This is a genomic window from Streptomyces hypolithicus, from assembly GCF_052934925.1.
Map to the genome: position 1 here is coordinate 2,658,555 of NZ_CM128811.1, position 17,208 is coordinate 2,675,762.

At 69.0% G+C, this 17,208-nt stretch carries 17 protein-coding genes and 1 tRNA gene; 7 read left to right on the forward strand and 11 right to left on the reverse strand.

Annotation, left to right across the window (positions count from 1 at the left end):
• Positions 1-12: 12 nt before the first annotated feature.
• The 3 genes from ACU6WZ_RS12435 to nth are packed head-to-tail and all read right to left on the reverse strand — an operon-like array spanning position 13 to position 2,832.
• Positions 13-1,212: a MarP family serine protease gene (locus tag ACU6WZ_RS12435; RefSeq protein WP_447033361.1), complete on the reverse strand. Its 1,200-nt coding sequence runs from the start codon at positions 1,210-1,212 to the stop codon at positions 13-15.
• 13 nt (positions 1,213-1,225) lie between these two features.
• Complete coding sequence (locus ACU6WZ_RS12440; protein ID WP_447033362.1) at positions 1,226-1,954, reverse strand: NUDIX hydrolase; 729 nt, start codon at positions 1,952-1,954, stop codon at positions 1,226-1,228.
• A gap of 56 nt (positions 1,955-2,010) precedes the next feature.
• Positions 2,011-2,832, reverse strand: a complete 822-nt coding sequence (gene nth, locus ACU6WZ_RS12445) for an endonuclease III (protein WP_447033364.1) — start codon at positions 2,830-2,832, stop codon at positions 2,011-2,013.
• A gap of 290 nt (positions 2,833-3,122) precedes the next feature.
• Here nth and ACU6WZ_RS12450 point away from each other — a divergent pair, with 290 nt between their 5' ends.
• Positions 3,123-3,797: a Crp/Fnr family transcriptional regulator gene (locus tag ACU6WZ_RS12450; protein WP_164258843.1), complete on the forward strand. Its 675-nt coding sequence runs from the start codon at positions 3,123-3,125 to the stop codon at positions 3,795-3,797.
• A gap of 161 nt (positions 3,798-3,958) precedes the next feature.
• Here the strand turns inward: ACU6WZ_RS12450 and ACU6WZ_RS12455 are convergent, their stop codons facing one another.
• From ACU6WZ_RS12455 to sp36, 4 genes are all read right to left on the reverse strand, one after another.
• Positions 3,959-4,792: an MBL fold metallo-hydrolase gene (locus ACU6WZ_RS12455; protein WP_447033366.1), complete on the reverse strand. Its 834-nt coding sequence runs from the start codon at positions 4,790-4,792 to the stop codon at positions 3,959-3,961.
• Positions 4,789-5,772 (reverse strand): NUDIX hydrolase, encoded by a 984-nt coding sequence (locus tag ACU6WZ_RS12460; RefSeq protein WP_447033367.1) that lies wholly within the window; start codon positions 5,770-5,772, stop codon positions 4,789-4,791. The genes ACU6WZ_RS12455 and ACU6WZ_RS12460 overlap by 4 nt, the downstream gene beginning before the upstream one ends.
• A gap of 220 nt (positions 5,773-5,992) precedes the next feature.
• Positions 5,993-6,463 carry a RidA family protein gene (locus ACU6WZ_RS12465; protein WP_447033368.1) on the reverse strand — a complete coding sequence of 157 codons (471 nt, stop codon included), beginning with the start codon at positions 6,461-6,463 and terminating at the stop codon, positions 5,993-5,995.
• Entirely contained in the window at positions 6,460-6,621 is a 162-nt protein-coding gene (gene sp36 / locus ACU6WZ_RS12470; RefSeq protein WP_019355547.1) for a Sp36 family protein, read from the reverse strand. Before sp36 ends, ACU6WZ_RS12465 begins: the two co-directional genes overlap by 4 nt.
• 70 nt (positions 6,622-6,691) lie before the next feature.
• On the opposite strand from sp36, the gene bagA reads away from it, so the two are divergent.
• Positions 6,692-7,687 (forward strand): ATPase BagA, encoded by a 996-nt coding sequence (gene bagA, locus ACU6WZ_RS12475; protein WP_447033370.1) that lies wholly within the window; start codon positions 6,692-6,694, stop codon positions 7,685-7,687.
• Positions 7,684-8,985 carry an ATPase BagB gene (bagB, locus tag ACU6WZ_RS12480; RefSeq protein ID WP_447033371.1) on the forward strand — a complete coding sequence of 434 codons (1,302 nt, stop codon included), beginning with the start codon at positions 7,684-7,686 and terminating at the stop codon, positions 8,983-8,985. Before bagA ends, bagB begins: the two co-directional genes overlap by 4 nt.
• A gap of 110 nt (positions 8,986-9,095) precedes the next feature.
• Here bagB and ACU6WZ_RS12485 read toward each other — a convergent pair whose 3' ends face one another.
• A complete protein-coding gene (locus ACU6WZ_RS12485; protein ID WP_069927713.1) occupies positions 9,096-9,437 on the reverse strand; it encodes a WhiB family transcriptional regulator in 342 nt (113 codons plus the stop codon).
• A gap of 480 nt (positions 9,438-9,917) precedes the next feature.
• Between ACU6WZ_RS12485 and ACU6WZ_RS12490 the strand changes: the two genes are divergently transcribed.
• Together ACU6WZ_RS12490 and ACU6WZ_RS12495 are read left to right on the forward strand one after the other, a co-directional pair.
• Positions 9,918-11,081 carry an IS701 family transposase gene (locus ACU6WZ_RS12490; protein ID WP_185302568.1) on the forward strand — a complete coding sequence of 388 codons (1,164 nt, stop codon included), beginning with the start codon at positions 9,918-9,920 and terminating at the stop codon, positions 11,079-11,081.
• Between the two features lie 194 nt (positions 11,082-11,275).
• Positions 11,276-13,567 (forward strand): transglycosylase domain-containing protein, encoded by a 2,292-nt coding sequence (locus ACU6WZ_RS12495; RefSeq protein WP_447033373.1) that lies wholly within the window; start codon positions 11,276-11,278, stop codon positions 13,565-13,567.
• A 121-nt stretch (positions 13,568-13,688) separates the two neighbouring features.
• Here ACU6WZ_RS12495 and ACU6WZ_RS12500 read toward each other — a convergent pair whose 3' ends face one another.
• A complete protein-coding gene (locus ACU6WZ_RS12500; protein WP_447033375.1) occupies positions 13,689-14,153 on the reverse strand; it encodes a GatB/YqeY domain-containing protein in 465 nt (154 codons plus the stop codon).
• 76 nt (positions 14,154-14,229) lie between these two features.
• Between ACU6WZ_RS12500 and ACU6WZ_RS12505 the strand changes: the two genes are divergently transcribed.
• The gene (locus ACU6WZ_RS12505; protein WP_447033376.1) at positions 14,230-15,177 is read left to right on the forward strand and encodes a metallophosphoesterase; all 948 of its coding nucleotides are present in this window, start codon (positions 14,230-14,232) and stop codon (positions 15,175-15,177) included.
• A gap of 142 nt (positions 15,178-15,319) precedes the next feature.
• A tRNA-Pro gene (locus ACU6WZ_RS12510) sits at positions 15,320-15,393 on the forward strand.
• An 83-nt stretch (positions 15,394-15,476) separates the two neighbouring features.
• Here the strand turns inward: ACU6WZ_RS12510 and ACU6WZ_RS12515 are convergent.
• Together ACU6WZ_RS12515 and ACU6WZ_RS12520 are read right to left on the reverse strand one after the other, a co-directional pair.
• Positions 15,477-16,655: a tyrosine-type recombinase/integrase gene (locus ACU6WZ_RS12515; protein WP_447033378.1), complete on the reverse strand. Its 1,179-nt coding sequence runs from the start codon at positions 16,653-16,655 to the stop codon at positions 15,477-15,479.
• Positions 16,656-16,723: 68 nt separating this feature from the next.
• On the reverse strand, positions 16,724-16,933 hold the full coding sequence (locus ACU6WZ_RS12520; protein WP_447033379.1) for a helix-turn-helix domain-containing protein: 210 nt from the start codon (positions 16,931-16,933) through the stop codon (positions 16,724-16,726).
• Positions 16,934-17,208: the final 275 nt, after the last annotated feature.

Genomic DNA, 17,208 nt, shown 5'->3' on the forward strand with positions numbered 1-17,208 from the left:
GCTACCGGCCTCTCAGAGCGCGCATCCCTGGCTGTCGACCTGCTGGTTGGCTGTGCGGCCGAGACGGATGTTTTCACGGACCTCGTCGGCCGTCAGGGCGTACCCCGTGTCGGCGTCGTCGAGGGACTTGGCGAACACGACGCCGTACACCTTGCCATCGGGCGTCAGCAGCGGACCGCCCGAGTTGCCCTGACGGACCGTGGCGAAGAGCGAGTACACGTCGCGGCGGACCGTGCCCCGGTGGTAGATGTCCGGGCCGTTGGCGTTGATACGGCCGCGAACGCGGGCCGAGCGCACGTCGTAGGCGCCGTTCTCCGGGAAACCGGCGACGATCGCGCCGTCACCGCCGACAGCGTCGTCGTCGGTGAACCGCAGCGCCGGGGCGTCGAGCTTGGGGACGTCGAGGACGGCGATGTCGCGCTCCCAGTCGTAGAGCACGACCGTAGCGTCGTACCTTCGGCCCTCGCCGCCAATCTGGACGGTCGGCTCCTCCACGCCGCCGACGACGTGGGCGTTGGTCATGACCCGGCGGTTGTCGAAGACGAAGCCGGTGCCTTCGAGGACCTTGCCGCAGCTCTGTGCCGTACCGACGACCTTGACGATCGACTTCTTCGCGCGGGCGGCGACGGGGCTGCCGGCGAGCGCCGGGTCCGGGGCCCTGACTTCGGTGATCGGCTCGTTGGAGAACGGGCTGAAGACCTGCGGGAAGCCGTTCTGCGCGAGGACCGAGCTGAAGTCGGTGAACCACGTGTTCGCCTGGTCGGGCATCACCGTGGAAACCCCGAGAAGCACCTTGGAGTTACGGACCTCCTTGCCCAGCGTGGGCAGTGAGGTGCCGGCGAGTGCGGAGCCGATCAGCCAGGCGACAAGAAGCATCGCCACGACGTTCACCAGCGCGCCGCCCGACGCGTCCAGCGCGCGGGCGGGCGACCATGTGATGTATCTGCGGAGCTTGTTGCCCAGGTGCGTGGTGAGAGCCTGGCCCACGGAGGCGAACACGATCACGACGACGACGGCCACCACGGCGGCGGTCGAGCTGACCTCGGATCCCTCGGCCAGCTGGTCCCACAGCAGGGGCAGCACATAAACGGCGACGAGACCACCGCCGAGAAAGCCGATCACCGACAGGATGCCGACGACGAATCCCTGTCGGTACCCGATGATCGCGAACCACACCGCAGCGACCAGCAACAAGATGTCCAGGACGTTCACGTGGGCCACCCTGTCATGCGTGCCAGTCGAGCGGGACCTCGCGGGAGCGGTCCCAGGGACGCTCCCAGCCCGCGAAGTGAAGGATCTTGTCGATCACACCGGCGGTGAAACCCCAGACCAGGGCAGGTCCGGCGAGGAAGGCCGGACCCCGGTGGCCGCGCGCGTGGACGCTCGTCACACGATTCGCCGGATCCGTGAGATCCGCCACGGGGATCGTGAAGACGCTCGCCGTCTCGGCCGCGTCGACGACGCCGACCGGGCTCGGCTCGCGCCACCAGCCGAGAACGGGCGTCACGACGAAGTTGCTGACCGGGATGTAGAGACGGGGCAGTACGCCGAAGATCTGCACACCGGAGGGATCGAGACCGGTCTCCTCCTCGGCCTCCCGGAGCGCGGCGCGCAGCGGTCCCGTCGACTCCGGATCGCCGTCGCCCGGGTCGAGCGCCCCGCCGGGGAAACTCAGCTGTCCCGGATGCGAGCGCAGGCTCCCTGCCCGCTCCATGAGCAGCAGCTCGGGACCGCTCTCCCCCTCACCGAAGAGGATCAGCACGGCCGACTGGCGCCCCGCGCCGCTCTCCGGCGGCAGGAAGCGGCTGAGCTGCTCGGGGCGCACGGACCGGGCAGCTTCGGCCACCGGGCCGAGCCATGACGGCAGCCCACGGCTGGTCACCGCGACGCGGCTCAGCGGGGCCACGCCTGCGCCGGCCGGCCGGCCTTCGTACGACTCATTCCCACGTGTCATAGGCATCCCCGCTGTCACAACGCCCGACCCCGGCCCGTTCGTTCCGTCCGATTGCCTCATACGGTCGCGCCCAGTGGGGGCGCCGGATCTCCCGGATAGTCCGGCGGGGGCTTCAGGCGCTGACCCGGGTGGCCGCCCATCTCGTACTTGAGGAGCTTCTTCGCCTTGTCCGGGTCCGTCTCGCCCTCGCCGTACGACGGGCACAGGGGAGCGATGGGGCAGGCGCCGCAGGCAGGTTTACGGGAGTGGCAGACGCGGCGGCCGTGGAAGATCACGCGGTGCGAGAGCATCGTCCACTCGCTCTTCGGGAAGATCGCGGCAATGTCCGCCTCGACCTTCTCCGGGTCCTCGTGCTCGGTCCAGCTCCACCGGCGCACGAGCCGGCCGAAGTGGGTGTCGACGGTGAGCCCGGGTACGCCGAAGGCGTTGCCCAGCACGACGTTGGCGGTCTTGCGGCCGACGCCGGGCAGCGTGACCAGGTCCTTCAGCCGGCCCGGGACCTGCCCGCCGAAGTCGTCCCTGAGCGCGGCGGACAGCCCGAGCAGGGAGCGGGCCTTGGCGCGGAAGAACCCCGTGGGCCGGATCAGCTGCTCCAGCTCCTCGGGGACCGCCGCCGCCATGTCCTCGGGCGTCGGGTAGGCGGCGAAGAGCGCCGGCGTGGTCTGATTGACCCGCAGGTCGGTGGTCTGAGCGGAGAGAACCGTGGCGACCAGCAGCTCGAACGGGTTCTCGAAGTCGAGTTCCGGGTGGGCGTACGGATAGACCTCGGCCAGTTCACGGTTGATCCGGCGGGCGCGGCGGACCATGGCCAGCCGGGACTCCGGCTTGGCCGCCTTACTGGGTTTGGACTCACTGGGATGGGAAGATTTGATGGGCATTGCGGCTTTCTCGGGCTGGGTCGAAGCGTGTTCGCCCACAGCGGAATCACGGCCTTCAGTCACCTGTCCGGCCCCCTCGGCCCGCGCTCTCACCGGTGATGTGGACACCCGGCCAGCCTAAAGCCCCGCGCTGACATCCGCCCCGGTCACAGCCAATTGCCAACCCAATCGGCCCCCTGCCGCACGGTCAGGCACGCCGGTACGTCAAACTTGTGATTGATCGCACTGTTTTACCGTCCGGCATCATGGACACCACGGTTTCCGTGAGCAGGTCGACAAGGAGAGAACTCGTGGACGACGTTCTGCGGCGCGCCCCGCTCTTCGCGGCGCTCGATGACGAGCAGGCCGCGGAGCTCCGCGCCTCGATGAGTGAGGTGACGCTCGCTCGCGGCGACGCCCTCTTCCACGAGGGCGACCCGGGCGACCGCCTGTATGTGGTGACCGAGGGCAAGGTGAAGCTGCACCGCACCTCCCCCGACGGCCGGGAGAACATGCTGGCCGTGCTCGGCCCGGGTGAGCTGATCGGTGAGCTGTCGCTCTTCGACCCGGGCCCGCGCACCGCCACCGCATCGGCCCTGACCGAGGTGAAGCTGCTCGGTCTCGGCCACGGCGACCTCCAGCCCTGGCTGAACGTCCGCCCGGAGGTGGCCACCGCGCTGCTGCGCGCGGTCGCCCGCAGGCTGCGCAAGACCAACGACCAGATGTCCGACCTGGTCTTCTCCGACGTACCGGGCCGTGTCGCCCGCGCGCTCCTCGACCTGTCGCGCCGCTTCGGCGTGCAGTCGGAGGAGGGCATCCACGTCGTGCACGACCTGACGCAGGAGGAGCTGGCCCAGCTCGTCGGCGCGTCCCGCGAGACGGTCAACAAGGCCCTCGCCGACTTCGCCGGCCGCGGCTGGCTGCGCCTGGAGGCGCGGGCCGTGATCCTGCTCGACGTGGAGCGCCTCGCGAAGCGCTCGCGCTAGCAGGCGCTCGTACGGACGGACGCGGGAGGGCCGCCGCCCCTGGTTCCAGGGGCGGCGGCCCTCCCGCGTCCGTGCAGATCAGTTCAAGCGCAAGGACGCTTGACCGGGGCGGGGGGACCGGGGAGGTGGAACCGCGGCGGGGGACGGACGGGGGGCGGGGATCAGATCAGGCCGTGCTCGCGCAGGTATTCAAGCTGTGCCCGCACCGAGAGCTCGGCCGCCGGCCACAGGGAGCGGTCCACGTCCCGGTAGACATGGGCCACCACGTCCGCCGCGCTGCCGCCGTGCCCGTTCTCGACCGCCGTCTCGACCTGCGCGAGCCGGCTGGCGCGGTGGGCCAGGTAGAACTCGACCGCGCCCTGGGCGTCCTCCAGTACGGGTCCGTGACCTGGCAGCACGGTGTGCACGCCGTCGTCGACCGTGAGGGAGCGCAGCCGCCGAAGAGAGTCGAGGTATTCGCCGAGCCGGCCGTCCGGGTGCGCCACGAGTGTCGTGCCGCGACCGAGGATCGTGTCCCCAGTCAGCACGGCGCGGTCGGCAGGCAGATGGAAACAGAGCGAGTCGGCGGTGTGCCCCGGCGTCTGCAGGACGCGCATCTCCAGGCCTCCGGTGGTGATCACGTCTCCCGCTGCCAGCCCTTCGCCCCCGAGCCGCAGAGCGGGGTCCAGGGCCCGTACGTGCGTACGCGTCAGCTCGGCGAAGCGCGCCGCGCCCTCCGCGTGGTCGGGGTGCCCGTGCGTGAGAAGGGTCAGCGCGATCCGCTTGCCCGCCTGCTCCGCGGTGGCGATCACTGTGCGCAGGTGTACGTCGTCCAGCGGGCCCGGGTCGACGACGACCGCCAGATCAGAGCCGGGCTCGGAGACGATCCAGGTGTTGGTGCCGTCCAGAGTCATAGCGGAGGGATTGGGGGCGAGGACGTTCACAGACCGGGCCGTCGCGGGCCCGGAGAGCACGCCGCCGCGGGGCTGGCCGGGGAGAGCGGCTGCGTCGGTCATGCGTGGCCTTCCGCGGGATGCTCGGCCGGATCAGCGTGTTCGGGGGGTGCGGCGCGTTCCGGGTGTTCGGCGTGTTTGGGCCGTGCGGCGCGTTCGGGGCGTACGGCGTGTTCGGGGCGTGCCGCGTCGGTCTCGACCCGCTTCGTGAACTCGTCGTGTCCCGGCCAGCTCAGCACCACCTCGTCGCCGTCCAGCCGAGCCTGCGCGAGTACCGGTGTCATGTCCTGGTCCGCCGCCCCCGCGAGGATGTCGGCGGCCACGGCGTACGACTGCAGGCGGCGCAGCGTCGCGATCGTCGGCGGCATCATCAGCAACTCGCCCTTGTCGTAGCCCTCGGCCGCGGCCGACGGGCTGATCCACACCGTGCGGTCCGCCTCCGTCGAAGCGTTCCTGGTCAGCTGGCCGGCCGGCAGTGCGGCGACGAAGAACCAGGTGTCGTACCGCTTCGGCTCGAACTCCGGGGTGATCCATCGTGCCCACGCGGCCAGCAGGTCGGAGCGCAGCACCAGGGACCGTTGCCGGAGGAAGTCGGCGAACGACAGTTCCCTGGCGACCAGGGCCTGGCGGTCGGCCTCCCAGTCGTCGCCCGTGGTGTCGCCGACCACCGTGCCGACGGTCGGGCCGGCGAGCAGGACGCCGGCCTCCTCGTACGTCTCGCGCACCGCCGCGCAGACGATGGCCTGCGCCGATGCGGGGTCCACTCCGAGGCGAAGCGCCCAGGCGTCGAGGGAGGGGCCGGCCCAGTCCACGTGCTGGTCGTCGTCGCGCGGGTCCACGCCACCGCCCGGATAGGCGTACGCGCCTCCGGCGAAAGCCATCGAGGCGCGTCTGCGCAGCATGTGCACGTCGGGGCCGCCGGGGGTGTCCCTGAGCAGCATGACAGTGGCGGCCCGCCGGGGAATCGCGGCGGTGAGCTCGCCGGCAGCGAGAGCGCGGATGCGGGCCGGCCACTCGGGTGGGTACCACTGGCCATTGGACATGGCGGGAGGCTATCCCGTGGGGGTTGGATGTTCGAGGGGGGCCAGTGTTCGAGGGGGCGGGTGCGCGGGGTGCGGGGCGGCGGGGAGCGGGGCGGCGGAGAGCGGGTGCGGCGGGCGGGTGCCCGCGGCGCTGTTCCCCTACCCGCCCCTTCCCGAACCGGGGCTCCGCCCCGGACCCCGGACCTCAATCGCCGGACGGACCCGAAATGGCGGCGTCGGCTCAGTTCGTGGTGAGCTCGATCTGCATCTCGACCTCCACCGGGGCGTCCAGCGGCAGTACCGCCACGCCCACCGCGCTCCGCGCGTGCACGCCCTTGTCGCCGAGCACTTCGCCCAGCAGCTCGCTCGCGCCGTTCAGCACGGCCGGCTGGCCGGTGAAGTCCGCGGCGGAGGCGACGAAGCCGACGACCTTCACGACCCGCGCGATGCGGTCCAGGTCACCGGTCACCGACTTGACCGCGGCCAGAGCGTTCAGCGCGCAGACCCGCGCCAGGTCCTTGGCCTCCTCCGGGGTGACCTCCGCGCCCACCTTGCCGGTGCACGGAAGCTTGCCCTCCACCATCGGGAGCTGGCCCGAGGTGTAGACGTACAGGCCGGAGCGCACGGCCGGCTGATACGTCGCCAGCGGCGGGACGACCTCGGGAAGCGTCAGGCCGAGCTCGGTGAGCCGCGCCTCGACAACTCCGCTCATGCCTGCTTCTCCCGCTTCAGGTAGGCCACCAGCTGCTCGGGGTTGTTCGGCCCGGGCACGACCTGGACGAGCTCCCAGCCGTCCTCGCCCCAGGTGTCCAGAATCTGCTTGGTCGCGTGTACCAGAAGCGGCACCGTCGAGTATTCCCACTTGGTCATACGGCGACTGTAGTCCCTGCCACAGGCAGCCTCCTGCGTAGGCCGGGCGCCGACTGGTTAGGCTCCAGATGTGAGCAGGCTCCAGGTCGTCAGCGGAAAAGGCGGAACCGGAAAGACCACGGTGGCCGCGGCACTCGCGCTCGCCCTCGCGACGGAGGGCAAACGCACCCTCCTCGTGGAGGTCGAGGGCCGACAGGGGATCGCGCAGCTCTTCGAGACGGAAGCCCTTCCGTACGAAGAGCGCAAGATCGCTGTCGCACCGGGCGGCGGGGAGGTGTACGCCCTCGCGATCGACGCCGAACGCGCGCTCCTCGACTACCTCCAGATGTTCTACAAACTCGGGAGCGCCGGCCGGGCGCTGAAGAAGCTCGGCGCCATCGACTTCGCGACGACCATCGCGCCCGGTCTCAGAGATGTCCTGCTGACCGGCAAGGCTTGCGAGGCCGTACGCCGCCGGGACAAGCAGAACCGGTTCGCGTACGACCACGTCGTGATGGACGCGCCGCCCACCGGCCGCATCACGCGCTTCCTCAACGTGAATGACGAGGTGGCGGGGCTCGCGAAGTTCGGGCCGATACACAATCAGGCGCAGGCCGTCATGCGGGTGCTCAAGTCCCCCGAGACCGCCGTCCACCTGGTGACGCTTCTCGAAGAGATGCCGGTCCAGGAGACCGCCGACGGGATCGCCGAGCTGAGGGCGGCCGAGCTGCCCGTCGGCAACGTCATCGTCAACATGGTCCGCCCGCATCTCCTCGACGAGGACGCCCTGCGCAGCGCCGCGGGTGAGCAGCGCACCGCCGTCGCCAAGGCCCTCTCCGGGGCGGGCCTGGGCGGCGCCCGCCGCGGTGGGCTCGCCGAGCGTCTCGTGGACCCGCTGCTCGAACAGGCCGCGGAGCACACGCAGCGCGTCGAGCTGGAGCGCGAGCAGCGCGCCGTACTGGCCGAGCTGGATCTGGCGGCGTACGAACTGCCACTGCTCGGCGAGGGCATGGACCTCGGCGGGCTCTACCGGCTGGCGAAGGAACTGCGGACCCGTATCGCACCGGCCTCTGGGGGAACTGCATGAGCCACCCGCCCGCGAACGCCACCGGCCGCGACCGCATGGACGCGGCGCCCCGCCTCGACATCGACCCGCTTCTCGACGACCCGGCCACCCGCATCATCGTGTGCTGCGGGTCGGGCGGCGTCGGCAAGACGACGACAGCCGCGGCTCTCGGCGTACGGGCGGCCGAGCGCGGCCGCAAGGTCGTGGTGCTCACCATCGACCCGGCCCGCAGGCTCGCCCAGTCCATGGGCATCGACGCGCTCGACAACACCCCGCGCCGGGTCAAGGGCGTCGACGAGGCGGCCGGCGGGGAGCTGTCCGCGATGATGCTCGACATGAAGCGGACCTTCGACGAGATCGTCGAGGCGCACGCCGACGCCGAACGGGCCCGCGCGATTCTGGAGAACCCCTTCTACCAGTCCCTGTCGGCCGGTTTCGCGGGCACGCAGGAGTACATGGCCATGGAGAAGCTGGGCCAGCTGCGGGCCCGCGACGAGTGGGACCTGATCGTCGTCGACACACCGCCGAGCCGGTCCGCGCTGGACTTCCTGGACGCGCCGAAGCGGCTCGGGTCTTTCCTGGACGGGAAGTTCATCCGGGTGCTGATGGCGCCGGCGAAGGTGGGCGGCCGGGCGGGGATGAAGTTCCTCAATGTCGGCATGTCGATGATGACGGGCACCCTCAGCAAGCTGATGGGCGGCCAGCTGCTCCGCGACGTACAGACCTTCGTGGCCGCGATGGACAGCATGTTCGGTGGCTTCCGGACCCGTGCCGACGCCACGTTCAAGCTGCTCCAGGCACCGGGTACGGCGTTCCTGGTCGTCGCCGCGCCGGAGCGGGACGCCCTGCGCGAGGCCGCGTACTTCGTCGAGCGGCTGGCGGCGGACGAGATGCCGTTCGCCGGGCTCGTACTCAACCGCGTCCACGGCAGCGGCGCCCCTCAGCTCTCGGCCGAGCGTGCGCTGGCCGCCGCGGAAAATCTTGATGAGGGCCGCATTGTGGATCAGGGGGCCGGGAATGCTGGAGTTCGTGACTCCTCGGCCGCCGCCCCCGAAGCCGATTCAGATGCCACACCGGACGACGACGACCCCACCCACACCACCGTCGGCGTCGAGCAGTTGACCGCCGGCCTGCTGCGCCTGCATGCCGAACGCATGCAGGTGCTCGCGCGTGAACAGCGCACGCGCGACCGCTTCACCGCACTCCATCCCGAAGTGGCGGTAGCGGAAGTGGCCGCCCTGCCGGGCGACGTGCACGACCTCGCCGGGCTGCGGACCATTGCCGACCGGCTCGCCGACGCCCAAGCCAGTACTGAGTGAGCCCGTACTGACTGAGCCAGTACGGGCGAAGCCAGCACTGCGGCCGACGAGTCCGCCGAAGCGAAGCAACCCGACCGGCCCGACCGACTCGACCAGTCCGACCAGCGCGGCTACCCCACGGCCGCGAACTCGATGTACGCCCCGCTCTCGTCGTCCTCGGGCAGGATGCCCGTGCTGCGCTCGTACTCGGTACGGGCGGTCTCCAGCAGCCGACGCCAGGAGGTGACAGTGGGGCGCCTGCGCAGAAGTGCGCGCCGCTCCCGCTCCGTCATGCCGCCCCACACGCCGAACTCGACGCGGTTGTCGAGCGCGTCGGCCAGGCACTCGGTCCGCACCGGGCATCCGGTGCACACCGCCTTGGCTCTGTTCTGCGCTGCTCCTTGTACGAACAGTTCATCCGGATCGGTAGTGCGGCAGGCTGCCTGCGCACTCCAGTCGGTTACCCAGCCCATCCCGGCGCCGTCCTCTCCCGAATCGAGGCTCCCCCACGGCGGCAGCGGCATATTCACCGCTGCCAGTTGAGGACGTTACGGAAGGTGGGCACAGCGCAACACCCCCTTCGGGCCCAATCTTGAATGGCCCGAACGGACTATGCGTAAGCGACAGATCACCCGACGGAGTGATGCGGGGACATGCGCGACCATCCCGGCTTTCCGGGGCAATTCAGTTGAGTCACATCGGCCAACAGGTGACACACAGGGCGCATTCGGGCACCGATCTGCCGTGGTTCCGGACTGGATTGGGGGCTGGCACATGTGATCGGATGTGATGCCTGTGATCGGCTGTGGTGCTGGTGGCGTCAGAGGACTTGATGCGCCACCGCACTGCTGTGACAGTTGAGTGCAGCTTAGTACTGCAACCGCATGTGGCGTGACAGGGCGCCGTCTTGGTCGTTGGACTGACTGTGTGATGAATCGCTGACGGTCGCGCAGATCGAGAACTGGTCCGAGGGGATAGCCGATCTTCATGCTCGCTTTGCGGGCCGTTTCGGCAGGTCGGAGCCGCGTGAGCGGGCGCTGGACTACCTGAGTACGTTGCTCGCACCGCTGGAGAAGAAAAACGGGTGGACGCTGGCCGAGCAGGCTGGCCAGCGTCGCCCCGACGGTTTCCAGCGGCTGCTGAACTTCGCCGACTGGGACGAGAATGCCGTCCGTGACGACGTGCGTGACTTCGTCGTCGAGACGATCGGCGCCAAGGACGCGGTGCTGATCGGGGACGACACCGGCTTCCTGAAGAAGGGCGTCAAGTCGGCCGGTGTCCAGCGGCAGTACTCCGGAACGGCCGGCCGCACGGAAAATTGTCAGATCGGCACGTTCCTGGCCTACGCCTCCGTGAAAGGCCGGGCGCTGATCGACCGGGAACTGTATGTCCCCGCCTCCTGGACCGATGACCGCGAGCGGTGCAGGCAGGCCGGGATCGGTGACGAGGTGCCCTTCGCCACGAAGATCGAGCATTTCAAGTGGATGCTGCAACGCGTGATCGACGCCCGTGTCCCCTTCGCCTGGGTCACTGCGGATGAGGCATACGGCCAGGTCAAACACATGCGGGCCTGGCTGGAGGAACGGCACGTCGCCTATGTACTGGCCACCAAGGTCAACGACATCGTGACCACCACCGATGGTGCGGTCGCCGAGGTGCGCGACCTGATCACCGCAGTGCCCCGGCAGAGATGGAAGCGGATCTCCGCCGGAGCGGGCGCGCACGGTCAGCGGTTCTACGACTGGGCCCGGATCGCTGTCCGCCCGCAGTGGCAGGACGGCTTCGGGCACTGGGTCCTGGCCCGCCGCAGCATCAGCGACCCCGCCGAGATCGCCTACTACGTCTGCTACGGCCCCGCCACCTCCCGGCTGAAAGACCTGGTCAGAACCGCTGGCGCACGGTGGCAGGTGGAGGAATGCTTCCAGATCGCCAAGGGCGAATGCGGCCTGGACCACTACCAGGTCCGTCTCTACCGGGCCTGGTACCGGCACATCACCCTCGCGATGGCCGCCCTCGCCTACCTGACCGCCACCCGTGCCGCAGAAGCCACAAAAGGGGCAGCCGAGACGACGAGCAAGACCTCATACCCCTCAGCGTCCCGGAGATCCGCCGGATGATCGGGCACGTCGTCATCACGCCCCGCTGCCACGACAACGAGCACCGTCTCCGCTGGTCACACTTCCGACGCCGCAGCCAGGCCCGAGCCCGCCGCTGTCACTACCAACGCCGAGGCCAAAACCCACACATGCGGTTGCAGTATTAGGCCAAGGCATATACGCGTGTCCGGCGAATGAGAACGTAGGCTGCCCCCATGCCAAAAAAGCGCTCGGGCGGGGGTCTCAGCGGGACCCAGCAGGCCGCCAAATTTCTCGGTGTAGCCGCCCTCTCCGGAGCCGTCCTCGCGGGCATCGCGCTGCCGGCGGCCGGAGCGCTGGGGCTCGCGGCCAAGGGGACGGTCGAGGGATTCGACGAGATCCCAGCGAACCTGAAGACGCCGCCGCTGAGCCAGCGCACCACCGTCCTCGATGTGCAGGGCGATCTGATCGCAACGGTCTACTCGCGTGACCGCACCGTCGTGGACCTCAAGGACGTCTCCCCGTACATGCAGAAGGCGATCGTCGCGATCGAGGACGCGCGCTTCTTCGAGCACGGGGCGATCGACCTGAAGGGTGTGCTGCGCGCGGCCAACCGCAACGCCCAGACGGGCGGCGTCTCAGAGGGCGCTTCGACCCTCACCCAGCAGTACGTGAAGAACGTCTTCGTGGAGGAGGCCGGCGACGACCCCACCAAGGTCGCCGAGGCCACCCAGCAGACGCTCGGCCGCAAGGTCCGCGAGCTCAAGTACGCGATCCAGGTCGAGGAGGAGCTGGGGAAGAGGAAGATCCTCGAGAACTACCTCAACATCACCTTCTTCGGACAGCAGGCGTACGGCGTCGAGTCCGCGTCCAAGCGCTACTTCAGCAAGTCCGCCAAGGACCTCAAGCTGGAGGAGGCCGCCCTGCTGGCCGGCATCGTCCAGTCGCCGAGCCGCTACGACCCGGTCAACGACACCGAAGAGGCCACCAAGCGCCGCAACACCGTGCTCCAGCGGATGGCCGACGTGCGCGACGTGACGCAGGTTGAGGCCGACCGGGCGATGGCCACGCCGATCAGACTGAACGTCAGCGAGGCCAAGAACGGCTGCATCACCGCGGTCGCCGGCGCGGGCTTCTTCTGCGACTACGTACGCGAGGTCTTCCTGTCCGACCGAGCCTTCGGAAAGACGAAGGAGGACCGGGCGAAGGTCTGGAATCAGGGTGGCCTGAAGGTCCGTACGACACTGGACCCGCAGGCACAGCGATCGGTGCAGGAGTCGATCAAGAACCACGTCTACCAGTCCGACAAGGTCGCAACGGCGGTCACGCTCGTCGAGCCCGGCACCGGCAAGGTCATCGGGATGGGCCAGTCGCGCCCGTACGGCTTCAAGAGCGACGAGACGACGATCAACTTCTCCGCCAACAAGAACATGGGCGGATCGGCGTACGGCTTCCCGACCGGATCGACCTTCAAGCCCTTCGTGGCGGCCGCGGCCCTAGAGCAGGGCGTACCGCCGACGAAGAGCTACGACGCGCCGTACGACATGCCGTACCCGAGCCCGGTGCAGACCTGCAACGGCAAGCCGTGGGTCAACACGGACAACTTCATGGTCGAGAACGAGAACGAGAAAGAGGTCGGCCCGTACGCCATGAAGGAGGCCATGGCGAAGTCGGTCAACACCTACTTCGTCGAGATGATCTCCGAGATCGGCATCTGCCCGGTCACCAAGATGGCGGACAGGCTCGGCGTGATCCGGGCCGACGGGCAGAAGCTGCCGGCGGCGCCCGCGATCTCGCTGGGTACGGAGGGCATGTCGCCGCTGACGATGGCGAGCGCGTACGCGACCTTCGCCAACCGGGGAACGTACTGCACGCCGGTCTTCATCGAGTCGGTCACCACCGCGCAGAACAAGAAGCTGCCGGTGCCGAAGACGAGCTGCTCGCGGGCCATGTCCGAGGAGACCGCCGACACCATCAACACGCTCCTCAAGGGCGTGGTCGACTCCGGTACGGGTCAGCAGGCCGGGCTCACCAGCCGCGACAACGCGGGCAAGACGGGTACGACGGACGGCCGCCACAACGCCTGGTTCGTCGGCTACACGCCGAATCTGGCCGGTGCGGTCTGGGTCGGCGCGGCCGGCTCCAAGCAGGTCCCGATGGAGAACATCACCATCGGCGGCGTCTACCACGACAAGGTCTTCGGTGGTCAGGTCCCCGGACCGATCTGGAAGGACGCGATGAGCGGCGCGCTGGACGGTCAGCCGGCGCCCGGCTTCAACACCGTCGACATCCCGGAGTCGGACGAGGACGGGGACAGAGACCGGGGCCAGGACCGGGAAGGCCGCGAGGACGAAGTCGGCGACGGCGACGGGGAGGACGGCGACCGCAGTGACCGCGGTGACCGGGAGGATGGTAAGCCCGGCTCCGGCGGCAACCCGTGGCCCGACTTCTCGATCCCGCCGGACCTGATCAGCGGCGGCAACGGCGGGGGCCGGGGCGGGAACGACGGCGGCCGGAACGGGCGGTAGCGGCCCGCTCGCGTACGGCCAAGCACGACGAAGGGGCGTCCGGCGGATTCACTCCGCCGGACGCCCCTTCGTCGTACCGGTCTGCGCTCGTGCACTCGTGCACCGCTGTCTGTCCGCGACCTCAGCCCGCCAGCAGCTTCTTCACCGTGGCGGCCACTCGGCCACCCTCGGCGCGGCCCGCCACCTTGGGGTTCACGATCTTCATGACCGCACCCATGGCGCGCGGGCCCTCCGCACCGGCCGCCTTCGCCTCTTCGACGGCCTGCCCGACGATCGCGTGCAGCTCGTCGTCGCTCAGCTGCTGCGGCAGGTAGGCGTCAAGAATCTTGCCCTCGGCCTTCTCACGCTCGGCCGACTCCGTCCGCCCGCCCTGGGTGAAGGCCTCGGCCGCCTCGCGACGCTTCTTCGCCTCCCTGGCGATCACCTTCTGCACCTCGTCGTCGGAGAGCTCGCGCGGCGAGGCGCCGCCCACCTCTTCCTTGGTGATCGCGGTGAGCGTCAGCCGGAGCGTGGACGAGGTCAGCTCGTCACGCGCCCTGATGGCGGTGGTGAGGTCTTCCCTGAGCTTGGACTTGAGCGTGGTCATGGCCCAAGTGTGGCAGGTACGAACCCACCGCCGCCCACCGATTTCCCGCGCCGGGACCGTCTGCGACGATGGACGCATGCGCGCACGTTACGGGGTACCTCTGAAAATCACCGCGGGAATCACTGCCGTTGGCGCGGCCGGACTGGCCTACGCCGCCGGGTTCGAGGCCCGCTCGTTCCGGCTGAGGCGGGTCACCGTGCCCGTACTGCCGACGGGGGCGCGGCCCCTGCGCGTACTCCAGGTCTCGGACATCCACATGGTCGGCGGGCAGCGCAAGAAGCAGCGCTGGCTCCAGTCGCTGGCGGGGCTGCGGCCCGACTTCGTCGTCAACACCGGCGACAACCTCTCCGATTCGGAGGCCGTGCCCGAGGTACTGGACGCGCTCGGCCCGTTGATGGAGTTCCCCGGCGTCTACGTCTTCGGCTCCAACGACTACTACGGCCCCCAGCTGCGCAACCCCGCGCGCTACCTGTTCGAGAAGTCGCAGGGCAAGCACGGCCTGAACGGCAACGCACCGGCCGTCGGCGTCGTACACAACCCCTGGGAGGGGCTGCGCGATGCCTTCGACGCGGCGGGCTGGGTAGACCTGACGAACACCCGCGGCACGCTCAAGCTGGCCGGGCTCGACAGCATGGAAATCGGCTTCACCGGCGTCGACGACCCGCACATCAAGCGGGACAGGTACGCCGAAGTCGCCGGCGGCCCCGACCCCTCGGCCGACTTCTCGATCGGCGTCGTCCACGCCCCGTACCTGCGGGCGCTCGACGCCTTCACGGCCGACGGCTACCCCCTGATCCTGGCCGGCCACACCCACGGCGGCCAGCTGTGCATCCCCTTCTACGGGGCGCTGGTCACCAACTGCGACCTCGACACGGAACGGGTCAAGGGCCTGTCGACGCACTCCGCCGACGGCCGGCGCGCCTACCTCCACGTCTCGGCAGGCTGCGGCACCAACCGCTACACCCCGGTCCGCTTCGCCTGCCCCCCCGAGGCCACCCTCCTGACCCTGACGCCCCGCCCCTGACCGCCCCCGACCCCGGGTCCCCGCCGCCGGTCTGGACCCGACCTGGACCCGGGTCCAGACACCCGGAGCCACGGAAACCGGATTTCGCCTCCGGCCGCGCGTCCGCTAAAGTAATCGATGTCGCCGCAACGCGCGCGACAATCGGGGTGTAGCGCAGCTTGGCAGCGCGCTTCGTTCGGGACGAAGAGGTCGTGGGTTCAAATCCCGCCACCCCGACACAGGTCAGAGGCCCAATCGCGTGATCGCGATTGGGCCTCTGTCGTGCTTGGGGGGCCAAACAGGGGGCCAAACGAATTTGGTCAGCCCTCGCCGTCGCCCTCCTCGGCCTCGTACGCGAAGATCTCGTCCATCGCTTCGGCACCTTGCGTGATCACGGGGCGGAGTTGCTTCCGATAGACGGCTTCCGTGGTGGTCTGGCTGCTGTGCCCGACCAGAAGCGCGATTTTCTCCAGCGGGATGCCGTGGTCGGAGAGCAGGGACACGAAGCTGTGCCGAAGCTCCCGAGGAGTCCACTCCGGATTCAGGCCGGCCTTCTTCGTGATCGCCCGGAAGTCGCGCCGGACGTTCGCGGCGTCGATCGGCTCACCGCTCCGGGTGGTGAAGACGCGCCCGGTCGGGAACCATTCATCTCCCCTCGCCGCACACTCAAGCTTCTGCCGTCGTAGGTGCTCTTCGAGAACGTCGACGACCTGTTGAGCCAGAGCGATAGTCCGTCGGCTCTTCCGGGTCTTCGTCTCACCGTGCTTGCGTACGGACCGCCACACAGCGACGTGAGGCGAGACTCCGTCCTTCGGCTTCAGGACGACGTGATCCCAGGTGAGCGGCCGCGCTTCTTCCGTCCGTACGCCGCTGAGGAGCGAGAGCACCAGGTAGGAATACAACCGTGACGGTCGTGCGGCGAGGAGTACGGCTTTCGCCTGCTCCAGGTTCAGCGCCTTGCTCGGCCGGCCGGGGCGACCTTCCGGCGAGGTGACGAGTAGGGCAACGTTCCGCGCGGCCTTGTCCCTGCGCTGAGCGTGTGCAATGGACCGGCGCAGGATGGCGAGCACGTCGCGCAGACTCCGCGTCGCGAGGAATTCGGTCCTGCCGTCCAACCAGTCGTCAACGTCGTCCGCACTGAGTTCCTTCAGTTTGGCCTTGCCGATGAAGGGGACAAGGTGCTTGTCCGCCATCGATCGGTTCTTGCCGATGGTGCCCTTCTCGTCGCGCCCCCTGAGACCGCGCTCAAGCCAGTCGTTCACCGCGTCTGCGACGGTGTAGTTGACCGGGGCCTTGACGCCCGACTGCACTTCCTTCTTCAGGTCCCGGATCTTCTGACGGACCTCGGTCTTGGTCTTGCCGTACACCTTCGGACGGCGGCGCTTGCCATTCGGGGCATGCCCGAGCGAGACGGCACCCACGTAGCGGTTCTTCACCGCGTCCCAGTAGAGCGTGTCCTCACCGTGGCCAGCTCGGTGACGCTTGGGGTCCTCGGTCATTCGGTGCCTCTCCAGACGAAAGGGCCACGCCCCGAAGGACGTGGCCCGTGATGCTCGGATGCGAGATGTCAGGCGGCGGCTTCCGCCTCACGCTTGAGGAGTTCGACGAACTCCTCGATGTACTCCGTCGGTACGAGCCGACGGCGGCCGACGCGGACTGTGCGAAGTCGTCCTTGGCGAATCAGGTCGTAGGCGGTAGAACGCTTGATGTCGAGCAGCTCGGCTGCGGCTTCGACGCGGTGCAGTCGCCGCAGCGGCGTAGGGGTGGTTGAGGACATGGCCAAGGAATTCACTCCCTGTGAGCTGAACCTGGCGGCAGACGCCGCCCGGTCTGTCCGAGGTATGGATTTCTGCGTCATTGCGTCATCAACGTCATGCGGGCTTCTGATCTGCGGTTTCTCATGACGCGGGGGTGCGAGGGTGCGTCATCACTGCGTCTCCCCTCTGTCACCGGTGACGTGGGTGACGTGGGATGACGAAGCCGCAGTCGTCCACGTCACCGGCTTCGCCGCTGGTCACCGGGCGTTTCCCGCCCTGGGGTGACGCGGATGAC

Excerpts from the sequence above, each read along its gene's own strand:
- ACU6WZ_RS12485 (WP_069927713.1), bottom strand. The coding sequence starts at position 9,437 with ATGGGCTGGGTAACCGACTGGAGTGCGCAGGCAGCCTGCCGCACTACC.
- ACU6WZ_RS12465 (WP_447033368.1), bottom strand. The coding sequence starts at position 6,463 with ATGAGCGGAGTTGTCGAGGCGCGGCTCACCGAGCTCGGCCTGACGCTT.
- bagB (WP_447033371.1), top strand. The coding sequence starts at position 7,684 with ATGAGCCACCCGCCCGCGAACGCCACCGGCCGCGACCGCATGGACGCG.
- nth (WP_447033364.1), bottom strand. The coding sequence starts at position 2,832 with ATGCCCATCAAATCTTCCCATCCCAGTGAGTCCAAACCCAGTAAGGCG.
- sp36 (WP_019355547.1), bottom strand. The coding sequence starts at position 6,621 with ATGACCAAGTGGGAATACTCGACGGTGCCGCTTCTGGTACACGCGACC.
- ACU6WZ_RS12455 (WP_447033366.1), bottom strand. The coding sequence starts at position 4,792 with ATGACCGACGCAGCCGCTCTCCCCGGCCAGCCCCGCGGCGGCGTGCTC.
- ACU6WZ_RS12495 (WP_447033373.1), top strand. The coding sequence starts at position 11,276 with ATGCCAAAAAAGCGCTCGGGCGGGGGTCTCAGCGGGACCCAGCAGGCC.
- ACU6WZ_RS12515 (WP_447033378.1), bottom strand. The coding sequence starts at position 16,655 with ATGACCGAGGACCCCAAGCGTCACCGAGCTGGCCACGGTGAGGACACG.
- ACU6WZ_RS12440 (WP_447033362.1), bottom strand. The coding sequence starts at position 1,954 with ATGACACGTGGGAATGAGTCGTACGAAGGCCGGCCGGCCGGCGCAGGC.
- ACU6WZ_RS12500 (WP_447033375.1), bottom strand. The coding sequence starts at position 14,153 with ATGACCACGCTCAAGTCCAAGCTCAGGGAAGACCTCACCACCGCCATC.
- ACU6WZ_RS12505 (WP_447033376.1), top strand. The coding sequence starts at position 14,230 with ATGCGCGCACGTTACGGGGTACCTCTGAAAATCACCGCGGGAATCACT.
- ACU6WZ_RS12520 (WP_447033379.1), bottom strand. The coding sequence starts at position 16,933 with ATGTCCTCAACCACCCCTACGCCGCTGCGGCGACTGCACCGCGTCGAA.
- ACU6WZ_RS12460 (WP_447033367.1), bottom strand. The coding sequence starts at position 5,772 with ATGTCCAATGGCCAGTGGTACCCACCCGAGTGGCCGGCCCGCATCCGC.